Below are 15,795 nucleotides of genomic sequence, written 5' to 3' on the forward strand. Positions count from 1 at the left end.
TATTATCCCTTAGAGAGCAACAAAACATGTCGGAACTGAATCAGTCATTAATAAAAAGAGTACAGGCGGTTAGCCAGAAAGCGATAGCCGAACAGCGCATCGTTGGCAGCGTGGTGCTGGTGGCGCAGCACGGCAAGGTCATTTACGCCGAGGCTAGCGGTTACGCCGACCGAGAACAACAGAAGTTGATGCGTCGTGAAACACAGTTTCGACTGTCGTCAGTGTCCAAGCCCTATATCACACTGGCGGCGATGCGCATGGTCGAACAGCACAAGCTGGGGCTGGATGACGCGGTCAGCCGCTGGCTGCCCTGGTTCACTCCGTCGTTGGCCGATGGCCGTCAGCCAGAAATTAAAATCCGCCACTTGCTCAGCCACAGCGCCGGACTGGGCTATCGTTTTAATCAGCCCGTTGATGGGCCGTACCAGCAGTTGGGTATTCAAGATGGACTGGCGTTGTCGTCGCTGACGCTGGAGCAGAATTTACGTCTGTTGGCGCAGGCGGATCTGTTGGCGGAACCCGGCAGCGAATTTCATTATTCTCTGGCGATCGACGTGCTGGGAGCGGTGCTGGAGCAGGTGGCGGGCAAGCCGTTGCCGCAGGTGTTCGAACACTGGGTCGCGCAGCCGTTGGGATTGGGCAATACCGGTTTCTACACCAGTGACGCCGCCAACCTGGCGACCGCGTATCACGATACCGCCACCAGGCCGGAACCTTTACTGGATGGCATGCTGCTGACACTGCCGGAGGAGTTTGGCTTTGATATCGAAATGTCGCCGTCACGAGCGCTTGATCCGTCGGCTTTTGCCTCTGGCGGGGCGGGTATGGTCGGTGATGCTGACGACGTGCTGCGCATGGTGGAGACGTTACGCAGCGGCGGTGAGGGCATTTTACAGCCGGCCAGCGTGGAGCTGATGCGCCAGCCGCATGTCGGGGCCGAGGCTGAGGTTCAGGGGCCGGGCTGGGGCTTTGGTTTTGGTGGGGCGGTGCTGGTGGATGCCCAGTTGGCGGCGACGCCACAGCACAACGGCACCCTGCAGTGGGGTGGCGTTTATGGACACAGTTGGTTTTACGATCCGCAGGCGGCATTGAGCGTGGTGGCGCTGACCAACACGGCGTTTGAAGGCATGAGCGGGATGTATCCTCAGCAGATACGCGATGCGGTGTACGGCGATTAAGGATAAAACAGGGGCCCGAGCAAGCGGGCCCCGAGGGGAAATATTACTGGGCGGGTGCCGGAGCAGGGACTGCGTCCGGAGCCGGAGTTTCGACCGGGCCAGGTGCACCCAACAGGCCAAAGGTGCCGATAAACTCTTGCAGCGACATTTTGTTGCCGTTCAGATCAACCTGGTTGTCGGCGTAATGGAAGCTGCTGCCGATCACCCCGTCTTTCAGCGTGGTCAATTTGAACATCTGCCCCATGGCCGCCAGACCCTGCACCTGTTGCTGCGCCAGTTTCTGCGCTTCTTCGGCGCTATAGCCTTGCAGTAACGCGGTTTGCGAAGTGGTTTCGGTCGCCATCGCCACTGGAATGCTCAGATTAGCGTCCAGTTTTTTCACTGAACGGGCAATCAGCTGATCCGGTGATTCTGCCGGGGAACCGGCTTGCGCAGGATCGGTCAGGTCCAGATTCAGGGTAAAGGTACTTTCACCCTTGCTGTTTTTCCAGCTTAGTGGAGCAATGCTGATGCTTGGGTTACCCTTCAACAGCAGCGGCAGGTTCTGCAGCAGGATATCGGTGGTTTGTTGCTGATAGGCAACCGGATCCATGGTCTGCGCCTGTTGCAGCATCTGCATGGCCTGCTGGTTGTAACGGTCAGCAAACTCTTTCAGCGATTTGGCATCCAGTTTGTCGATTTTCAGCGACAGCTTGCCGGAGCCGAAGTCGCTGTTCTGGATCTTCAGCGCGTCCATGGTGTAATCAATCTGGCCGTTCAGGTTAGTGTCTTTCTCCCCGAATTGGCTTGCCAGCTTGAAGCCGTCCAGCGTCAGGGTCTCTTTACCGTCAACGGCAACCTTGACCTGTTTCAACTCCATGTTCTGGTTGCCCAGGCTGAGATCGAACTGCCCGGCGTGGGTCTGGCTTTTCAGCGAGAAGCCCTGCAGCTGAACCTGCTCGGTCTGACCAAACTGGTTCGGGCCGCTGATCACCGCGTTGTCGCTGCTGGCGTCCAGAGTGATGGCTTTCATATCGCGGGACACGTCGGCATTGATGGTCGCACCGCTAAACTTCAGCGAGGACTTGTCTTTCTGGTATTCCAGCGGGATCACGTCAATGGCAGACGAGGTATCACCACTGTAGGAGATACGGGAATCGGCGGTGAACAGCGATTTGCCCTTGGTGATTTCAAACAGGCCCTTGGTCGCCGGGGTATTTTCCAGCTCGGTATGCACCGACGCCATGCTTGGCAGCAGGTTGAATTTTTTCAACTGGGCAAACGGGAAGGGGCCATGGTCGATGGTTTCCATAAACGCCACTTCGTCACCGGCTTTCAGCGGAGCATCGTCGGTGGTGACGCTGCCGTCGGCACGCAGTACATAGCGAATTTTACTGCTGAAAATACCGCGTTGGTAATTTTCATAACCCAGTTTGACTCCCGCTTTCGGCAGGTAGGCTTTCAGCTGGCTGTTGGCGTTATCAACCACTTCACCCATCCGTTGTTCGATCAGTTTGCCGGTGTACCAGGAAGCCCCGGTCCATGCTGCGCCAAGAACCACAATGACGCTAACAGCGACTAACGATTTTTTCATAGTTCTGTTCATCCTTATAAAGCCATCTGTTGCAAACAGATGGATGGGCAAATTTGGGCCAATAAAAAACGCCGGCAGGCGTTTACCCGCAGGCGTTTAATTGTGAAGGTAAGCCACTCTTTCAGCAACCAATTTGCGGAAATTTACCGAGTGTTTACGACAACAGGTTATAAACGCGGGCGATTCGGCCGCTGCCACTGACGCTGACCGGCGATTCGAACGCGCCGATAAAGCAGGATTCACCCGGCTTGAGCACCAGTTGCTGATCCTGTTTGGTTAAGACCGCTTCACCTTCAACGCAGAACACAATGGCCGCGCTATTTTGCGCCAGCGCCTGTGGGGCGGCGGAAAGGTCATGCAGTGAGAAGGCGAAGTCTTCAACCGGGATCGGGAAGAACAGTTCGTCACCGCGCTTTTGCGGCTGGGTCAGCAGGCCGGATGCCGGCTGTGGACGGAACTGCAGGTTGGCTAACAGTTCTGGAATATCGATGAATTTAGGTGTCAGACCGGCACGCAGCACGTTGTCCGAGTTAGCCATTACTTCCAGCGCCACGCCCTTCAGGTAGGCATGCGGCGTTTCGGCATACAGGAACATCGCTTCACCCGGTTGGAGCTGTACCACGTTCAGCAGCAGCGGCGAGAACAGGCCGCTGTCGTCCGGATAAAAACCGGCGATAAAGCGAATCGTGTCCCAGGTTTCACCCTGTTGGTTATTCAGTGCGGCCTTCAGCACGCCCAGCGCCAGCGATTTCTGTTCGCCGCTCATCGCCAGCAGGCTGGCAAACAGGGACGACAGATGGCTGACATCCGGCTGTTGCAGGAAGGCGGCGATATCATGATGGGCTCCGGCGATCGGCTGCAGCAGGGAAACAATGTCGGACAGTTCGCGGAAGCCATTCATCGCCAGGAAAGGCGTCAGGGCGAACACCAGCTCCGGCTTGTGGTTAGGATCTTTATAGTTGCGTTCAGCCGCGTCCAGTGGAATACCGGCGGCATTTTCTTTGGCAAAACCGGTTTCTGCGGCCGATTTGCTCGGGTGCACCTGAATAGACAGCGGCTGGTCGGCACACAGCACCTTGAACAGGAATGGCAACTCACCAAAGCGGCGGGCAACGTCGGCACCCAGTTGTTTGGGCTGATCTTCATCAATCACGTCGCGCAACGAGCGCAAATTACCGTCGGCACCGGCCACGCGGGAGCTGCTTTTCGGATGAGCGCCCATCCACAGCTCCGCCATCGGCTGCCCTTGTGGGTTGGCGATGCCATAAAGCCGGGTTAACGCGTCGTGGCTGCCCCATGCATAGTTTTGCACTGCGTTGGTCATTTTTTGCATCTTGATAAACATCCTTTGCGTTCGCCGCCAGGGGCGGTAGTAGCTGACTGTTAAAAACCTTGTGCGCCTTATCCTACACGCGAACGGTGGCGTGGAAGCGGGGCGCGATCAAACAAGTGGCCCAAGGCCGGCAAAGTATAACGTGATAGCAACCGCCGTCACAATTGCGCCTTCGGTGACTACGGAGTAAATAGAGTTTAAAAAAACGCCAATGAATTTGCTATTGAATATATCTTCTGGCAGAAAGTGAAGGTCTGAATATTTTGGCCCATATCACTGCTGCATATTTCAAACTGTGTTTTTTGCATTGAATTATTACCGGCTGAATATCTTTCTCATCATAATTATTCCGTTTCTATTGGCAACCACACGGCTAGCTAAATTTAATAGGCAATGCCGCTATACAGTGCTCGCCTATAACCCCATTTAAATATTATTAATACTGAGGCGATGATGAAAAAAATGTTACTGGCCCTGTTGCTCTGTACTTCCGGGGCCAATGCGGCCGTGGTGGTCACTCATGCCTATGGGTATGGGATTGCCCGGCCGGTGGTGGTGGCGCCAAGACCGGTGATCGTAGCGCCACGTCCGGTGGTGGTTGTACCGCGGCCGGTGGTAGTCACGCCGATGCCAGTCGTGGTGTCTGCTGCGCCGGTGGTGGCAACACCGGTTGCTCACCCGGTTGCCGCTGCTGTCGGTGCGGTGGGGGCGGGGGTCTATCGCCATAATGAACGTCAGGACGCTTATGATGAAATCAATCATCTGCAGGACCAGAGAATTAATGCCTATGATCAACATCACCATTAATCTTCTGACTGAAAATAAATAATCAGAGCGCCAGGCGGCGCTTTTTTTATTGCTGATGTTCATCTTGCGGAGCGAGAAAATTCACCAGCCAATAATGGCCGTACAATAAACGGGACATATGGAGAAAAAATGCTGTGAGCCAACTCTCTTAATGCGAATAGTTATTATGTCACTATACTGGTTGGGGTGTGCCGGCGGGCATGAGCGCGTTGGCGTAATCGTACATTTTTAGGAATTGTACTAAGGAGATCGTGATGGCTGCCGTTCGTATTGAAAAAGACTCTATGGGCCCGATTGAAGTGCCGGCCGATCGGCTATGGGGGGCGCAAACTCAGCGTTCTCTGGAGCACTTCCGTATTTCTTCTGAAAAGATGCCGACCGCCTTGATCCATGCGCTGGCGTTGACCAAACGCGCGGCGGCCAGCGTGAATATGGACCTGGGTTTACTGCCTGCCGAGCGTGCCAATGCCATTATCAGCGCCGCCGATGAAGTGCTGGCGGATCAACATGCCAATGAATTCCCCTTGTCGATTTGGCAAACCGGCTCCGGCACCCAGACCAACATGAATATGAATGAAGTGTTGGCCAACCGTGCCAGTGAGCTGTTGGGCGGGGTCCGTGGCGAAGAGCGTCGAGTGCATCCGAACGACGACGTCAACAAGAGCCAGAGTTCCAATGACGTGTTCCCAACCGCGATGCACGTGGCCGCGGTGATCGCGGTGCGTGAGCACCTGATCCCCGAACTGAAAGTGCTGCATAAAACCCTGAGCGACAAGGCAGAGGCCTACCGCGATATCGTCAAAATTGGCCGTACCCATTTGCAGGATGCGACCCCGTTGACCCTCGGCCAGGAGATTTCCGGCTGGGCAGCCATGCTGGCGCATAATCTGCAGCACATTGAAGCCAGTATCCCGCATATCAGTGAGCTGGCGTTGGGCGGTACCGCCGTGGGTACCGGGTTGAATACCCATCCGGAATACGCGGTTCGCGTTGCCAAGGCGCTGGCTGACCTGACCGGGCAGCCGTTCGTTACCGCACCCAACAAATTTGAAGCGCTGGCCACCTGCGATGCGTTGGTGCACGGCCACGGCGCGCTGAAAGGGCTGGCGGCTTCGCTGATGAAAATTGCCAACGATGTACGCTGGTTATCCTCCGGCCCGCGTTGCGGCATCGGGGAAATTTCGATTCCGGAAAACGAACCGGGCAGTTCCATCATGCCGGGCAAGGTCAACCCAACCCAGTGCGAAGCGATGACCATGCTGTGCGCACAGGTGCTGGGCAACGACGTAGCGGTGAATATCGGCGGTGCTTCCGGCAACTTTGAGTTAAACGTGTTCCGACCGATGGTGATCCACAACTATTTGCAATCCATTCGCCTGCTGGCCGACGGTATGCAGGGCTTTAATGAGCACTGTGCGGTGGGTATCGAACCTAACCGTGACCGCATCAGCCAGTTGCTGAATGAGTCACTGATGCTGGTGACCGCGCTCAATACCCATATTGGTTATGACAAAGCGGCAGAAATCGCCAAGAAAGCGCACAAGGAAGGCCTGACGCTGAAAGCCTCGGCGCTGAAGCTGGGCTACCTGACCGAAGAGGAATTCGACCTGTGGGTGCGCCCGGAAGATATGGTCGGCAGCATGAAGAAGTAATTGATAGCACCAGTGGCAAAGGGCTTACTTGAGGTAAGCCTTAGTTTGGCGACAAAGTTGTCTTTGAATCCGAGATACCCGGGCCTAGCGCACCGAGGGGCGCTCCGGCGGGCAAGCCGCTACGACCCCTTCGGCACGCTCTCCCTAATAACGGGCTTTGTCAGTAGTCTGGGGCTTACTTGAGGTAAGCCTTTTTTATTGAGAGAAATGCCTGGAGCCGGATGGTCATCGTCTGCGAGTGTGCAGCCTCAGCGTTCGGGAACGTCGGTATATAAATGCAGTCGTTTGACCAGCAGCCGCAGCGGTCTGGCATCGGGTTTGTATTTATGTTTGACCGCCGCGGCGTCGTAATTGAGCAATTCGCCAATTTTCGGTAACTGAGCGCCGTTTTCTACCTGGCACAGGGCAATCAGCGGCAGCGGGCAGGGGTGCTGCACCTGTTTTTGCTGCGGCTGATACCACACCCGGGCGATGGGTTGCACTTTTACCGGCCGTTTGATTTTTAGCACCGTCTGCTGCGGCAGGCGACTGACATCGTCGATCTCACGGCTAACCAGTTCGGCCCATTGTTCGCGATTATGGGGCGGCACCGCACGTCCGGCTTTCAGGCTTTTTTCCAATTGAGCCAGAATATCGTCGCGTTTCACGTTCTTGATAATATGCTTGTTGGCCCAGCCAAAACGCACCGAATCCGGATTGGTTAACAGGGTGAGGGTACGATAGGCGCTAAGGGTGATTAAGCCATGCAGGTGAGTGTGGACAAAGTCAAAGCGTTGCTCTGGTGCCAGGCCGGAGTCGACGGTGATGATCTGTTCCAGTTCGGCCTTCAGCCGGTTAATCAGGGTAATTTGCTGTTGCAGCGCCAGGTATTCCGGCTGCTCCACCGCCAGGCAAATGACACCGGGCAGGCGCACTGCCGCTTTGCTACTGATGTTGTGCTTGTTGTGATGGATAAACAGCCGCTGATAGTGCTCCAGCGCCAAATCGCGTGCGGCCAGGCCAACATGCTGTTCGACGGCAATCTGTGCCACCGCGTCATGTTCCTTGCCTTTCTCTATTTCGGGCAGGCTAAACACCCGCCCAGCCAGCAAGCGCAATGGCAGGATCTGCTGGTGGAGGCCCGTTAGTGCCTGTTCCAGTTCGCTGAAACAAGCATTCATCCTACCTATTAAACCGTATTTATCCATCATGCACTCCCATTTTAGTTACAACATATAATAAGAGAGTAGCAAACGAAAGGGCAACATCGGCAGCAGTGTGAGCAGGGATACCGAGTAGTCCAGCCTGGCAGCGGTTTTAAGGGGGTTACCGCCTGCACGAGAGGCAGGCGGTAAGGCAGGGGTTAAACGCGGGCCGCTTCCGGCAGTTTCTTCAGGTAATGCACGACCAACAGGGCCAACAACAGCATCACGCTGATAAAGGCCACCACGCCATTCCAGCCGAAACTGTGCCAGAACACGCCGCCGAGGGTACCGGCGACGCTGGAACCCACGTAATAACAGAACAGGTAAAGTGAAGATGCCTGGCCCTTGGCACGGCGCGCGCGGCGACCAATCCAACTGCTGGCAACCGAATGGGCAGCAAAGAAACCGGCGGTGAACAGCATCATGCCAATGAAAATAACCGCTACCGGTGCCAGCGCGGTAATCAGGATCCCGATCAGCATAATCAGTGTCGACGCCAACAGCACCGGCCCACGGCCAAAACGGGAGGTCATGGCTCCGGCCTTCGGCGAACTGTAGGAACCGGTCAGATACACCACCGACAACAAACCCACTATCGCCTGGCTGAGGTGATAAGGATCCGCCAGCAGGCGGTAGCCAATATAGTTGAACATGGTGACAAAACTGCCCATCAGCAGAAAACCTTCGGCAAACAGCAGTGGTAAGCCTTTGTCATGCCAATGCAGGCGGAAGTTAATAAGCAGGGTGCGCGGACGCAACGAACTGGCCCGAAAATGTTTTGATTCGGGCAAAATACGCCAAAACATGCAGGCCGCGGCCAGCGCGAACAGGCCGATCACCGCCAGCGATACCCGCCAGGAGAAGAAGTCGGTCAGTACCCCCGTCACCAGGCGGCCGCTCATGCCGCCGATGGAGTTACCGCTGATATACAGCCCCATCGAAAAGGCGACAAAGCTGGGATGGATCTCTTCGCTCAGGTAGGTCATGCCAACGGCGGCGACGCCACTAAGTGAAAGGCCTATCAGCGCGCGCATCAGCAGAATGCCATGCCAACTGGTCATAAAGGCGCAAATCAGGGTGCAAATAGCCGCCAGCAGCAGCGCCACCACCATCACTGATTTACGGCCGATGGCGTCGGACAGCGGGCCGGTAAACATCAGGCCGATCGCCAATAACCCGGTGGAAACTGACAGCGACAGGCTGCTTTCCGCCGGGGAGATGCCAAAGTCCTGAGACAGAACCGGCAGGATCGGCTGCACGCAATACAGCAAGGCGAAAGTGGCCAGGCCGGCGGAAAACAACGCCAAAGTAACGCGCATAAACTGCGGCGTTCCGCGTTCGATGTAGGGAAGTTTGTTAAGGGTGGAGCGTCGGGTTTTTGGCGCAGCAGCCGCATCGTCGTTGGCGGCCAGCGTCGACGGCATACCGGCCGCAGAACGCACAGGGGTTGTCACAGTTTTTCCTTACCGAACTAGGGTATATATCAACACATTATGAGTTAACAAAATCATAGGGAGGGGCCAGTTTTTTGTCTAATATATTAATAATTAAAATTGAGACGTTTAAAGTATGAATATCGAATTGAGGCATCTGCGTTATTTTGTCGCCGTGGCGGAAGAGTTGCATTTTGGTCGGGCCGCAGAACGTCTGCGTATCTCTCAGCCGCCGCTTAGCCAGCAAATTCAGGCGCTGGAGGAAATGGTCGGCGCACGCCTGCTGGCACGTAACAACCGCAATGTCAGCCTGACGCAGGCGGGAGACATGTTTCTGAAAGAGGCCTATCAGGTGCTTGATCAGGTGAGTCGCGCTGCCGAGAAAGCGGCGCGGTTGGAACGTGGCGAACTGGGTGAGTTGACCATAGGTTTCACCTCTTCGGCCCCTTTTATCAGCGTGGTATCGCGCAGCCTGCGAGCTTTTCGTCAGCAGCACTCACAGGTGCACATCAAGATGCGCGAAGTGAACACCAAGCAGCAGATCGAACCCTTACTTAATGGCGAGCTGGATCTGGGCGTGATGCGCAACACGCGCTTACCGGACGTGTTAAAGCATCAGCTTTTACTGTGTGAACCCTTGGTGGCGGTGGTACCGGAAGGGCATCCGCTAACCCATGTGGCACCCGGTACGCTGCGCTTCCAACATCTGGCGGAAGAACCCTTTGTCTTTTTCTCGCGTGAAGTAGGAACCGCGCTGCATGACGAGATCTTGTCGCTGCTGGCCAAAGCGGGTATCACCCCTTATATCACCCAGGAAGTCGGTGAGGCGATGACCATTATCGGCCTGGTCTCCTCCGGCTTGGGCATCTCGATTCTGCCGGCGTCTTTCGCGCGGGTTAAAATCGACGGCGTGCAATATTTACCGCTGGCGGAGCCTGAGGCGATGACCGAGGTTTGGTTGGTACATCACCGCCAACGCCCCCTGACGGCAGCGGCCAAATCCCTGATGGCGTTACTGTTGCCCTGAAAGCCAACTGGGCAAATAAAACGCATTCCGCAGGGAAAGTGGGGTGAATTTGTGCAGCAAATCACATAACGAATCAAATAGTTGACGCTGTATTACAAAAGCCCCACCATAGCCGATAGTCTTTATTTAGAAGCGCGAAAAATAGTAGGAGCAGGTTTGTGATTGCTGTTGGGCAGCCTGGGCATATCGATCAAATCAAGCAAACAAATGCAGGGGCAGTTTATCGGCTAATCGATCAACTGGGCCCAATTTCGCGCATCGAACTGTCAAAACGGGCGCAGCTCGCCCCCGCCAGCATCACCAAAATCGTACGCGAACTGCTGGAAGCCCATCTGGTTAAAGAAACCGAGTTCCAGGAAGTTGGCAGCCGTGGCCGTCCGGCGGTTGGGCTGGTGCTGGACACCGAAGCCTGGCACTACCTTTCCGCACGCATCAGCCGTGGCACCATTACGCTGGCGCTGCGCGATATCAGCAGCAAACTGGTGGTGGAAGAGTTGTTGCCACTGGCCGCTGAACATCCCGATCCATTGTTAAAACGCATTCTTGCTGAAGTCGACCAGTTCTTTATCCGCCATCAAAGCAAGCTTGAACGCCTGACGGCGATCGCCATTACGCTGCCGGGCATGGTTGACGCGATTTCCGGCGTGGTACACCGCATGCCGTTTTACGATGTCGAGGATATGCCGTTAGGCCCGGCGCTGGAAACGCGTACCGGTCTGCCGGTTTACCTGCAGCACGACATCAGCGCCTGGACCATGGCCGAAGCCTTATACGGTGCATCGCGCGGCAGCCAAAACGTGATTCAGGTGGTGATCGACCACAACGTTGGCGCTGGGGTGATCACCGGTGGCAGGGTGCTGCATGCCGGCAGCCGTAGCGTGGTGGAGATTGGCCATACTCAGGTCGATCCTTACGGCAAACGTTGTTACTGCGGCAATCACGGTTGCCTGGAAACCGTCGCCAGCATCGAGAATATGCTGGAAATTGCCCGTTCGCGCCTCGGTACCTCAATGAGTTCCAGTCTGCATGGTGCACCGCTGACGGTCGAGTCGCTGTGTGATGCGGCGCTGGCGGGTGACCAGTTGGCGAAAGACATTATCCTGGGGGTGGGGCACAGCGTGGGCCGCATTCTGGCGATCATGGTTAATCTGTTCAATCCGGAAAAAATCCTGGTCGGTTCCCCGCTGAACCGGGCAGCAGAAATTCTGCATCCGGCCATTGCCTCCTGTATACGTCAGCAGTCGCTGCCGGCCTACAGTGAGCAGGTTCAGGTGGAGTCCACTCAGTTCTTCAATAAGGGCACTATGCCCGGCGCGGCACTGGTGAAAGAAGCGCTATACAACGGTTCGCTGCTGGTGCAGTTGCTGCAAGGCTAATACCAATCAGCAATTCTTATCGTTTAACGACAAAAGGTTGAGCTACCTCAAGCCCCGTCTCCCCGGCATCCTCTAGACTTTTCCCGTTCGTCGCTTTCGCCACATTCTTGGCGACTTTTTGGTTAACGGTGCATCTCGGGGCAATTAAGTCATGTTAACGCGTTTATTTGTTACAGGTACGGATACCGATGTCGGTAAAACCGTGGTTTCTCGCGCTTTATTACAGGCGCTTGCTGCGCAGGGCCGTTCTGTGGCCGGCTATAAACCTGTCGCTGCGCGCTGTCAGGAAACCAGCGAAGGTCTTCGCAATAAAGACGCTTTGGTTTTGCAGGCATCTTCGACCATGCCGCTGTCGTATCAGGAAATTAATCCCATTACCTGTCTGGAAGAAGTCTTTCACGCGCAACCTACCAAGGAAACCAACTACGGTGTGATGAGCAGTGGGCTGCAACATTTGTCCACCAAAGCCGATACCGTGGTGGTAGAAGGGAGCGGCGGTTGGCGCGTGTTGATGAACGATATGCGGCCTTACGCCGAATGGGTCATTCAGGAACAACTGCCGGTGGTTTTGGTGGTGGGGATCAAACTGGGCTGTGTCAGCCACGCTTTATTAACGGCGCAGGCGATCATTAATGACGGCTTGCCGCTGCTGGGCTGGGTCGCGAACCGCATCAATCCGGGGCTGGCACATTACGCCGAAACTATCGATGCGATGCAGCAACGCATTCCTGCGCCGCTGCTGGGTGAAATACCTTATCTGCCACGCGCCGAACAGCGGGAACTGGCACGTTATCTGGATATCTCTCCACTGCTAAACCGTTAGGCGTTGTGATAGACCGACACCGAACGTAAACCGCGTGAGACGGTGGTGGCGATCACACAGGCCAACAGGATCCCCGGTAGCAGGGTATATTCACCGGTCATTTCGAACACCATCAGCGCAGCCATTATCGGCGCGTGGGTGGTGGCCGCCAAAAGCGTAGCCATGCCGGTTAACGCCATCAGAATCGGTATCGCACTGCCCAACTCCGGCCAGATGGCGCAGAGTTGCCCAACTAACGAACCGAGCGCCGCGCCGACAAACAGCGTGGGTGTGAACACACCGCCAGGCGCACCGGATCCGCTGCTGGCGAGCACCGCCAGCAACTTGCAGATCAGAATGGCGCCTACCAGCAATACGCCGGGCGGCGCACTGAGCAGCGCCTGCACCACACTGTAGCCATTGCCCCATACCTCAGGAAACAGCAGCGACAGCAGCCCGACAATCAACCCCCCTAACGCCAATTGCAGCGGTGGTTTTAGCCGTAGCGAACGGAATGCGCGACCGGAAGAAGACATTGCCCACAGGAACAACGGGCCGCAGACCCCGGCTAAAACGCCGAGCAGTGCCATCAACAGATATTGCACCGGCCAGGGGGCGGGCAGCGGCTCTACCAGATACAGCGGTGCCTGGCCACCGTTGAGCAGATTGGTCACCAGCAGGGCGCTGACGGCGGCAATCACCACCGGACCCAGTGAGGCCAGCATCAGTGTGCCAAACAGAATTTCGGCGATAAACAGACTGCCAGCCAGTGGGGCATGATAAGCGCTGGCCATACCGGCTGCGGCACCGCAGGCCACCCACAGTTTCCACTCTTTCTCATGGGTGAAGCGCTGGGCAAAGACGGAACCTACCAATGCCGCCAGCAGGATCATCGCGCCTTCGCGGCCGATAGCACTGCCGCTGGAGACCACCAGCAGTGAGGCCAGGCATTTCACCAGGCTGGCGCTGACGTCCAGGCGGCCATCACCGGTTTCGATCGCCTCCATATAATCAGTGGGAGCAACCTGCCGCTGGTGCTGATAGCGCTGATAAACCCACAATAGCAGGCCTGCCGCCAGCCCACCCAGCGCCGGGGTTAACGCTCTGCGCCAGCCGGGCAATGCGGCGGCGGCGGCCACCAGGCTGCCGTCTTCATGATCGAGCAATAACCATTCCAGCCCGAGCATCGCACGGTGAAACAGCCAAACCACCAACGCAGCGGCAATACCAAGAAAGATGGCGATAAACAGGCGGCGCAGCAGGGCGCGATAGTGGTGCAGGTGGACCAATCGTTTCATGCGTCAGTAAAATCGTGAGAAAAATGAAAGGGTCGCTGAGCATTGTGCTTGCCACCCTGGCCGAAGACCAGAGAATCTTTACAGATCCGCAGACAGGCTCGCGGTTTATTCGTTACGACGAGCCACGAGATGGCTTTGTGTTACGATGTCACTTTCTGTTCAAATGGTGCGTTTATAATCAGTAAAAACAGGGAAATAGATACCGGTAACGGCAACCTTTAATCCGGCTGGTATAATTGGATGAAAATAAGAACCCACGGTTTGTAATAACACTATGACAAATAACGATGCATCAGCCCCGATCGCTCATCGCCCCTTAATCCTGATTGCCTGCATGCTGGCGATGTTTATGTCGGCCATAGAAGCGACCATAGTCGCCACGGCGATGCCAACCATTATCGGCGATCTCGGTGGTTTTTCCCTGCTAGGCTGGGTATTCGCGGTCTATCTATTGGCGCAGGCCATCACTATTCCCATTTATGGTCGGCTGGCGGACCTGCTGGGGCGCAAGCGGGTATTTTTCTTTGGTGCATCGCTGTTTTTACTGGGTTCGGTGCTGTGCGGTTTCTCGCCGAACATGTACTGGCTGATCGGTTTTCGTCTGCTGCAGGGGTTGGGGGCCGGGGCGATTATGCCAACAGCGACCACCATTATTGGTGATATCTACAGCCCTACCGAGCGGCCCAAGGTGATGGGCTATATTTCCAGCGTTTGGGGTGTGTCGGCGATTATTGGACCCTTACTGGGGGCGTTTATCGTCCAGCATTTGCCCTGGGCGTTGGTGTTCTGGGTCAACTTGCCGATCGGTCTGTTGGCGATGTTTTTCCTGGCTCGTTATCTGCCTTCCCGTCAGCAGGTGCGCGAACACGCGCTGGATCTGGCGGGGACCGCCTGGCTGACGTTGTTTGTTACCGCGCTGCTGCTGTCACTGCTGCAGGCAGAAAATCTCGGTTGGTGGGTGCTGCCGTTGTTGGCGTTGGCGGCCGTCTCGCTGATGTTGCTGATCCGCCAGGAACGACGAGCGCCGGAGCCACTGTTTCCGTTGGCGTTATGGCAAAGCCGGGTGATCGTGGCCGGCAATATTGGCGGTCTGGTGATTGGCGCGGCGATGATGGGCATCAGCGCCTTTCTGCCGACCTTTATTCAGGGCGTGATGGGCGGAACGCCCCTGGAGGCCGGTACCACGCTGGCGCTGATGTCAATTGGCTGGCCGCTGGCCAGTACCTTCAGTGGTCGACTGATGCTGATGACTTCTTATCGCACCACGGCACTATTGGGAGCGTTGTTATTACTGGCCGGCGGCCTGATTCTGTTGTTGCTGCAGCCGACCGGCGGCTTATTGTGGGGCCGGGTGGCGGCGTTTATGGTTGGTGCCGGTATGGGGTTGTGCAACACCACGTTTCTGGTTTCGGTGCAGAACGCGGCTCACCACAGCATCCGCGGCATTGCCACTGCCTGCACGGTGTTTACCCGGATGATGGGTTCGGCCATTGGTACCGCCTTTTTGGGCGCAACGCTGAACATCAACTTGCAGTTTCGTTTGCCGCAAACGACCGATCCGGTACAACAACTGATGGAACCGGCTGCGCGTAGCGCGATGACGCCAGAAATACTGGCGGAGATGACGCAGCAGGTTGCCGCTTCGTTGCATTGGGTATTTTTGGTTTCTGCACTGTTGTCATTGCTGGCACTGGCGGCGGCGATGCTGATCCCGGCGCGGCACAGGCCACAGGGTGAGGGAGAAGAGGCGGAACAGGCATAAATAAAAAGGAAAGGGCGCACCGAGCGCCCTGAACGGTAATTATTGCGAGGTTTTGGTATCCTGACTGGTGCCGGTCTGAGCCGCGTCACCATTGTCATCGCCGTTGCCCAGGCGAGTATAAACAATCTTCTGCGTGTCATTTTCGCAGTGGCCAACTACCAGGCCACCGGCCTGTTGGGCCTGGTCGTTCGGCACGATATCCAGTTTGAAACCAGACTCAGGCACGCCGTTTTTGACGATTTTCTGCGAAATGTCTGCCTTCACGCTTTCGCATGAGGCCAGGGCGGCCAACGGCGCAGCGGCCATCAGCAGTGCACCCAGAATAAGCGCTTTTTTCATCCATTCGTCCTTATTTGAAAATGGGCTTACT

At 56.2% G+C, this 15,795-nt stretch carries 13 protein-coding genes; 7 read left to right on the plus strand and 6 right to left on the minus strand.

Going from position 1 to position 15,795, the window contains the following annotated elements:
• Positions 1–26 precede the first annotated feature (26 nt).
• Complete coding sequence (locus ACSOSI_RS12275) at positions 27–1,178, plus strand: serine hydrolase domain-containing protein (protein WP_476707163.1); 1,152 nt, start codon at positions 27–29, stop codon at positions 1,176–1,178.
• Positions 1,179–1,221: 43 nt separating this feature from the next.
• Here ACSOSI_RS12275 and ACSOSI_RS12280 read toward each other — a convergent pair whose 3' ends face one another.
• Entirely contained in the window at positions 1,222–2,751 is a 1,530-nt protein-coding gene (locus ACSOSI_RS12280) for a YdgA family protein (RefSeq protein WP_476707164.1), read from the minus strand.
• A gap of 154 nt (positions 2,752–2,905) precedes the next feature.
• Positions 2,906–4,084, minus strand: a complete 1,179-nt coding sequence (gene manA / locus ACSOSI_RS12285; RefSeq protein ID WP_115184972.1) for a mannose-6-phosphate isomerase — start codon at positions 4,082–4,084, stop codon at positions 2,906–2,908.
• Between the two features lie 453 nt (positions 4,085–4,537).
• Between manA and ACSOSI_RS12290 the strand changes: the two genes are divergently transcribed.
• Positions 4,538–4,891: a hypothetical protein gene (locus ACSOSI_RS12290; RefSeq protein ID WP_476707165.1), complete on the plus strand. Its 354-nt coding sequence runs from the start codon at positions 4,538–4,540 to the stop codon at positions 4,889–4,891.
• 254 nt (positions 4,892–5,145) lie between these two features.
• Positions 5,146–6,543, plus strand: a complete 1,398-nt coding sequence (gene fumC, locus ACSOSI_RS12295; RefSeq protein ID WP_115184753.1) for a class II fumarate hydratase — start codon at positions 5,146–5,148, stop codon at positions 6,541–6,543.
• Positions 6,544–6,791: 248 nt separating this feature from the next.
• Here fumC and tus read toward each other — a convergent pair whose 3' ends face one another.
• Both tus and ACSOSI_RS12305 read right to left on the minus strand, forming a co-directional pair.
• The gene (gene tus / locus ACSOSI_RS12300) at positions 6,792–7,730 is read right to left on the minus strand and encodes a DNA replication terminus site-binding protein (RefSeq protein WP_476707270.1); all 939 of its coding nucleotides are present in this window, start codon (positions 7,728–7,730) and stop codon (positions 6,792–6,794) included.
• A 155-nt stretch (positions 7,731–7,885) separates the two neighbouring features.
• Positions 7,886–9,151 (minus strand): MFS transporter, encoded by a 1,266-nt coding sequence (locus ACSOSI_RS12305; RefSeq protein WP_172491196.1) that lies wholly within the window; start codon positions 9,149–9,151, stop codon positions 7,886–7,888.
• A 145-nt stretch (positions 9,152–9,296) separates the two neighbouring features.
• On the opposite strand from ACSOSI_RS12305, the gene ACSOSI_RS12310 reads away from it, so the two are divergent.
• From ACSOSI_RS12310 to bioD, 3 genes are all read left to right on the plus strand, one after another.
• On the plus strand, positions 9,297–10,187 hold the full coding sequence (locus ACSOSI_RS12310; protein WP_115184750.1) for a LysR family transcriptional regulator: 891 nt from the start codon (positions 9,297–9,299) through the stop codon (positions 10,185–10,187).
• Between the two features lie 158 nt (positions 10,188–10,345).
• Positions 10,346–11,563 carry a sugar metabolism global transcriptional regulator Mlc gene (mlc, locus tag ACSOSI_RS12315; protein ID WP_017892723.1) on the plus strand — a complete coding sequence of 406 codons (1,218 nt, stop codon included), beginning with the start codon at positions 10,346–10,348 and terminating at the stop codon, positions 11,561–11,563.
• A gap of 151 nt (positions 11,564–11,714) precedes the next feature.
• Positions 11,715–12,386, plus strand: coding sequence for a dethiobiotin synthase (gene bioD, locus ACSOSI_RS12320; RefSeq protein WP_012145012.1), 672 nt, complete (start codon positions 11,715–11,717; stop codon positions 12,384–12,386).
• Here the strand turns inward: bioD and clcB are convergent.
• Positions 12,383–13,663, minus strand: a complete 1,281-nt coding sequence (clcB, locus tag ACSOSI_RS12325; protein WP_476707166.1) for a voltage-gated ClC-type chloride channel ClcB — start codon at positions 13,661–13,663, stop codon at positions 12,383–12,385. The two genes, bioD and clcB, sit on opposite strands and share 4 nt — an antisense overlap.
• 274 nt (positions 13,664–13,937) lie before the next feature.
• Between clcB and ACSOSI_RS12330 the strand changes: the two genes are divergently transcribed.
• Positions 13,938–15,425: an MDR family MFS transporter gene (locus ACSOSI_RS12330; RefSeq protein WP_476707167.1), complete on the plus strand. Its 1,488-nt coding sequence runs from the start codon at positions 13,938–13,940 to the stop codon at positions 15,423–15,425.
• Between the two features lie 39 nt (positions 15,426–15,464).
• On the opposite strand, the gene ACSOSI_RS12335 is transcribed toward ACSOSI_RS12330, so the two are convergent.
• Positions 15,465–15,764: a DUF1161 domain-containing protein gene (locus ACSOSI_RS12335; RefSeq protein WP_017892728.1), complete on the minus strand. Its 300-nt coding sequence runs from the start codon at positions 15,762–15,764 to the stop codon at positions 15,465–15,467.
• Positions 15,765–15,795: the final 31 nt, after the last annotated feature.

Source organism: Serratia sp. AR11, assembly GCF_056376275.1.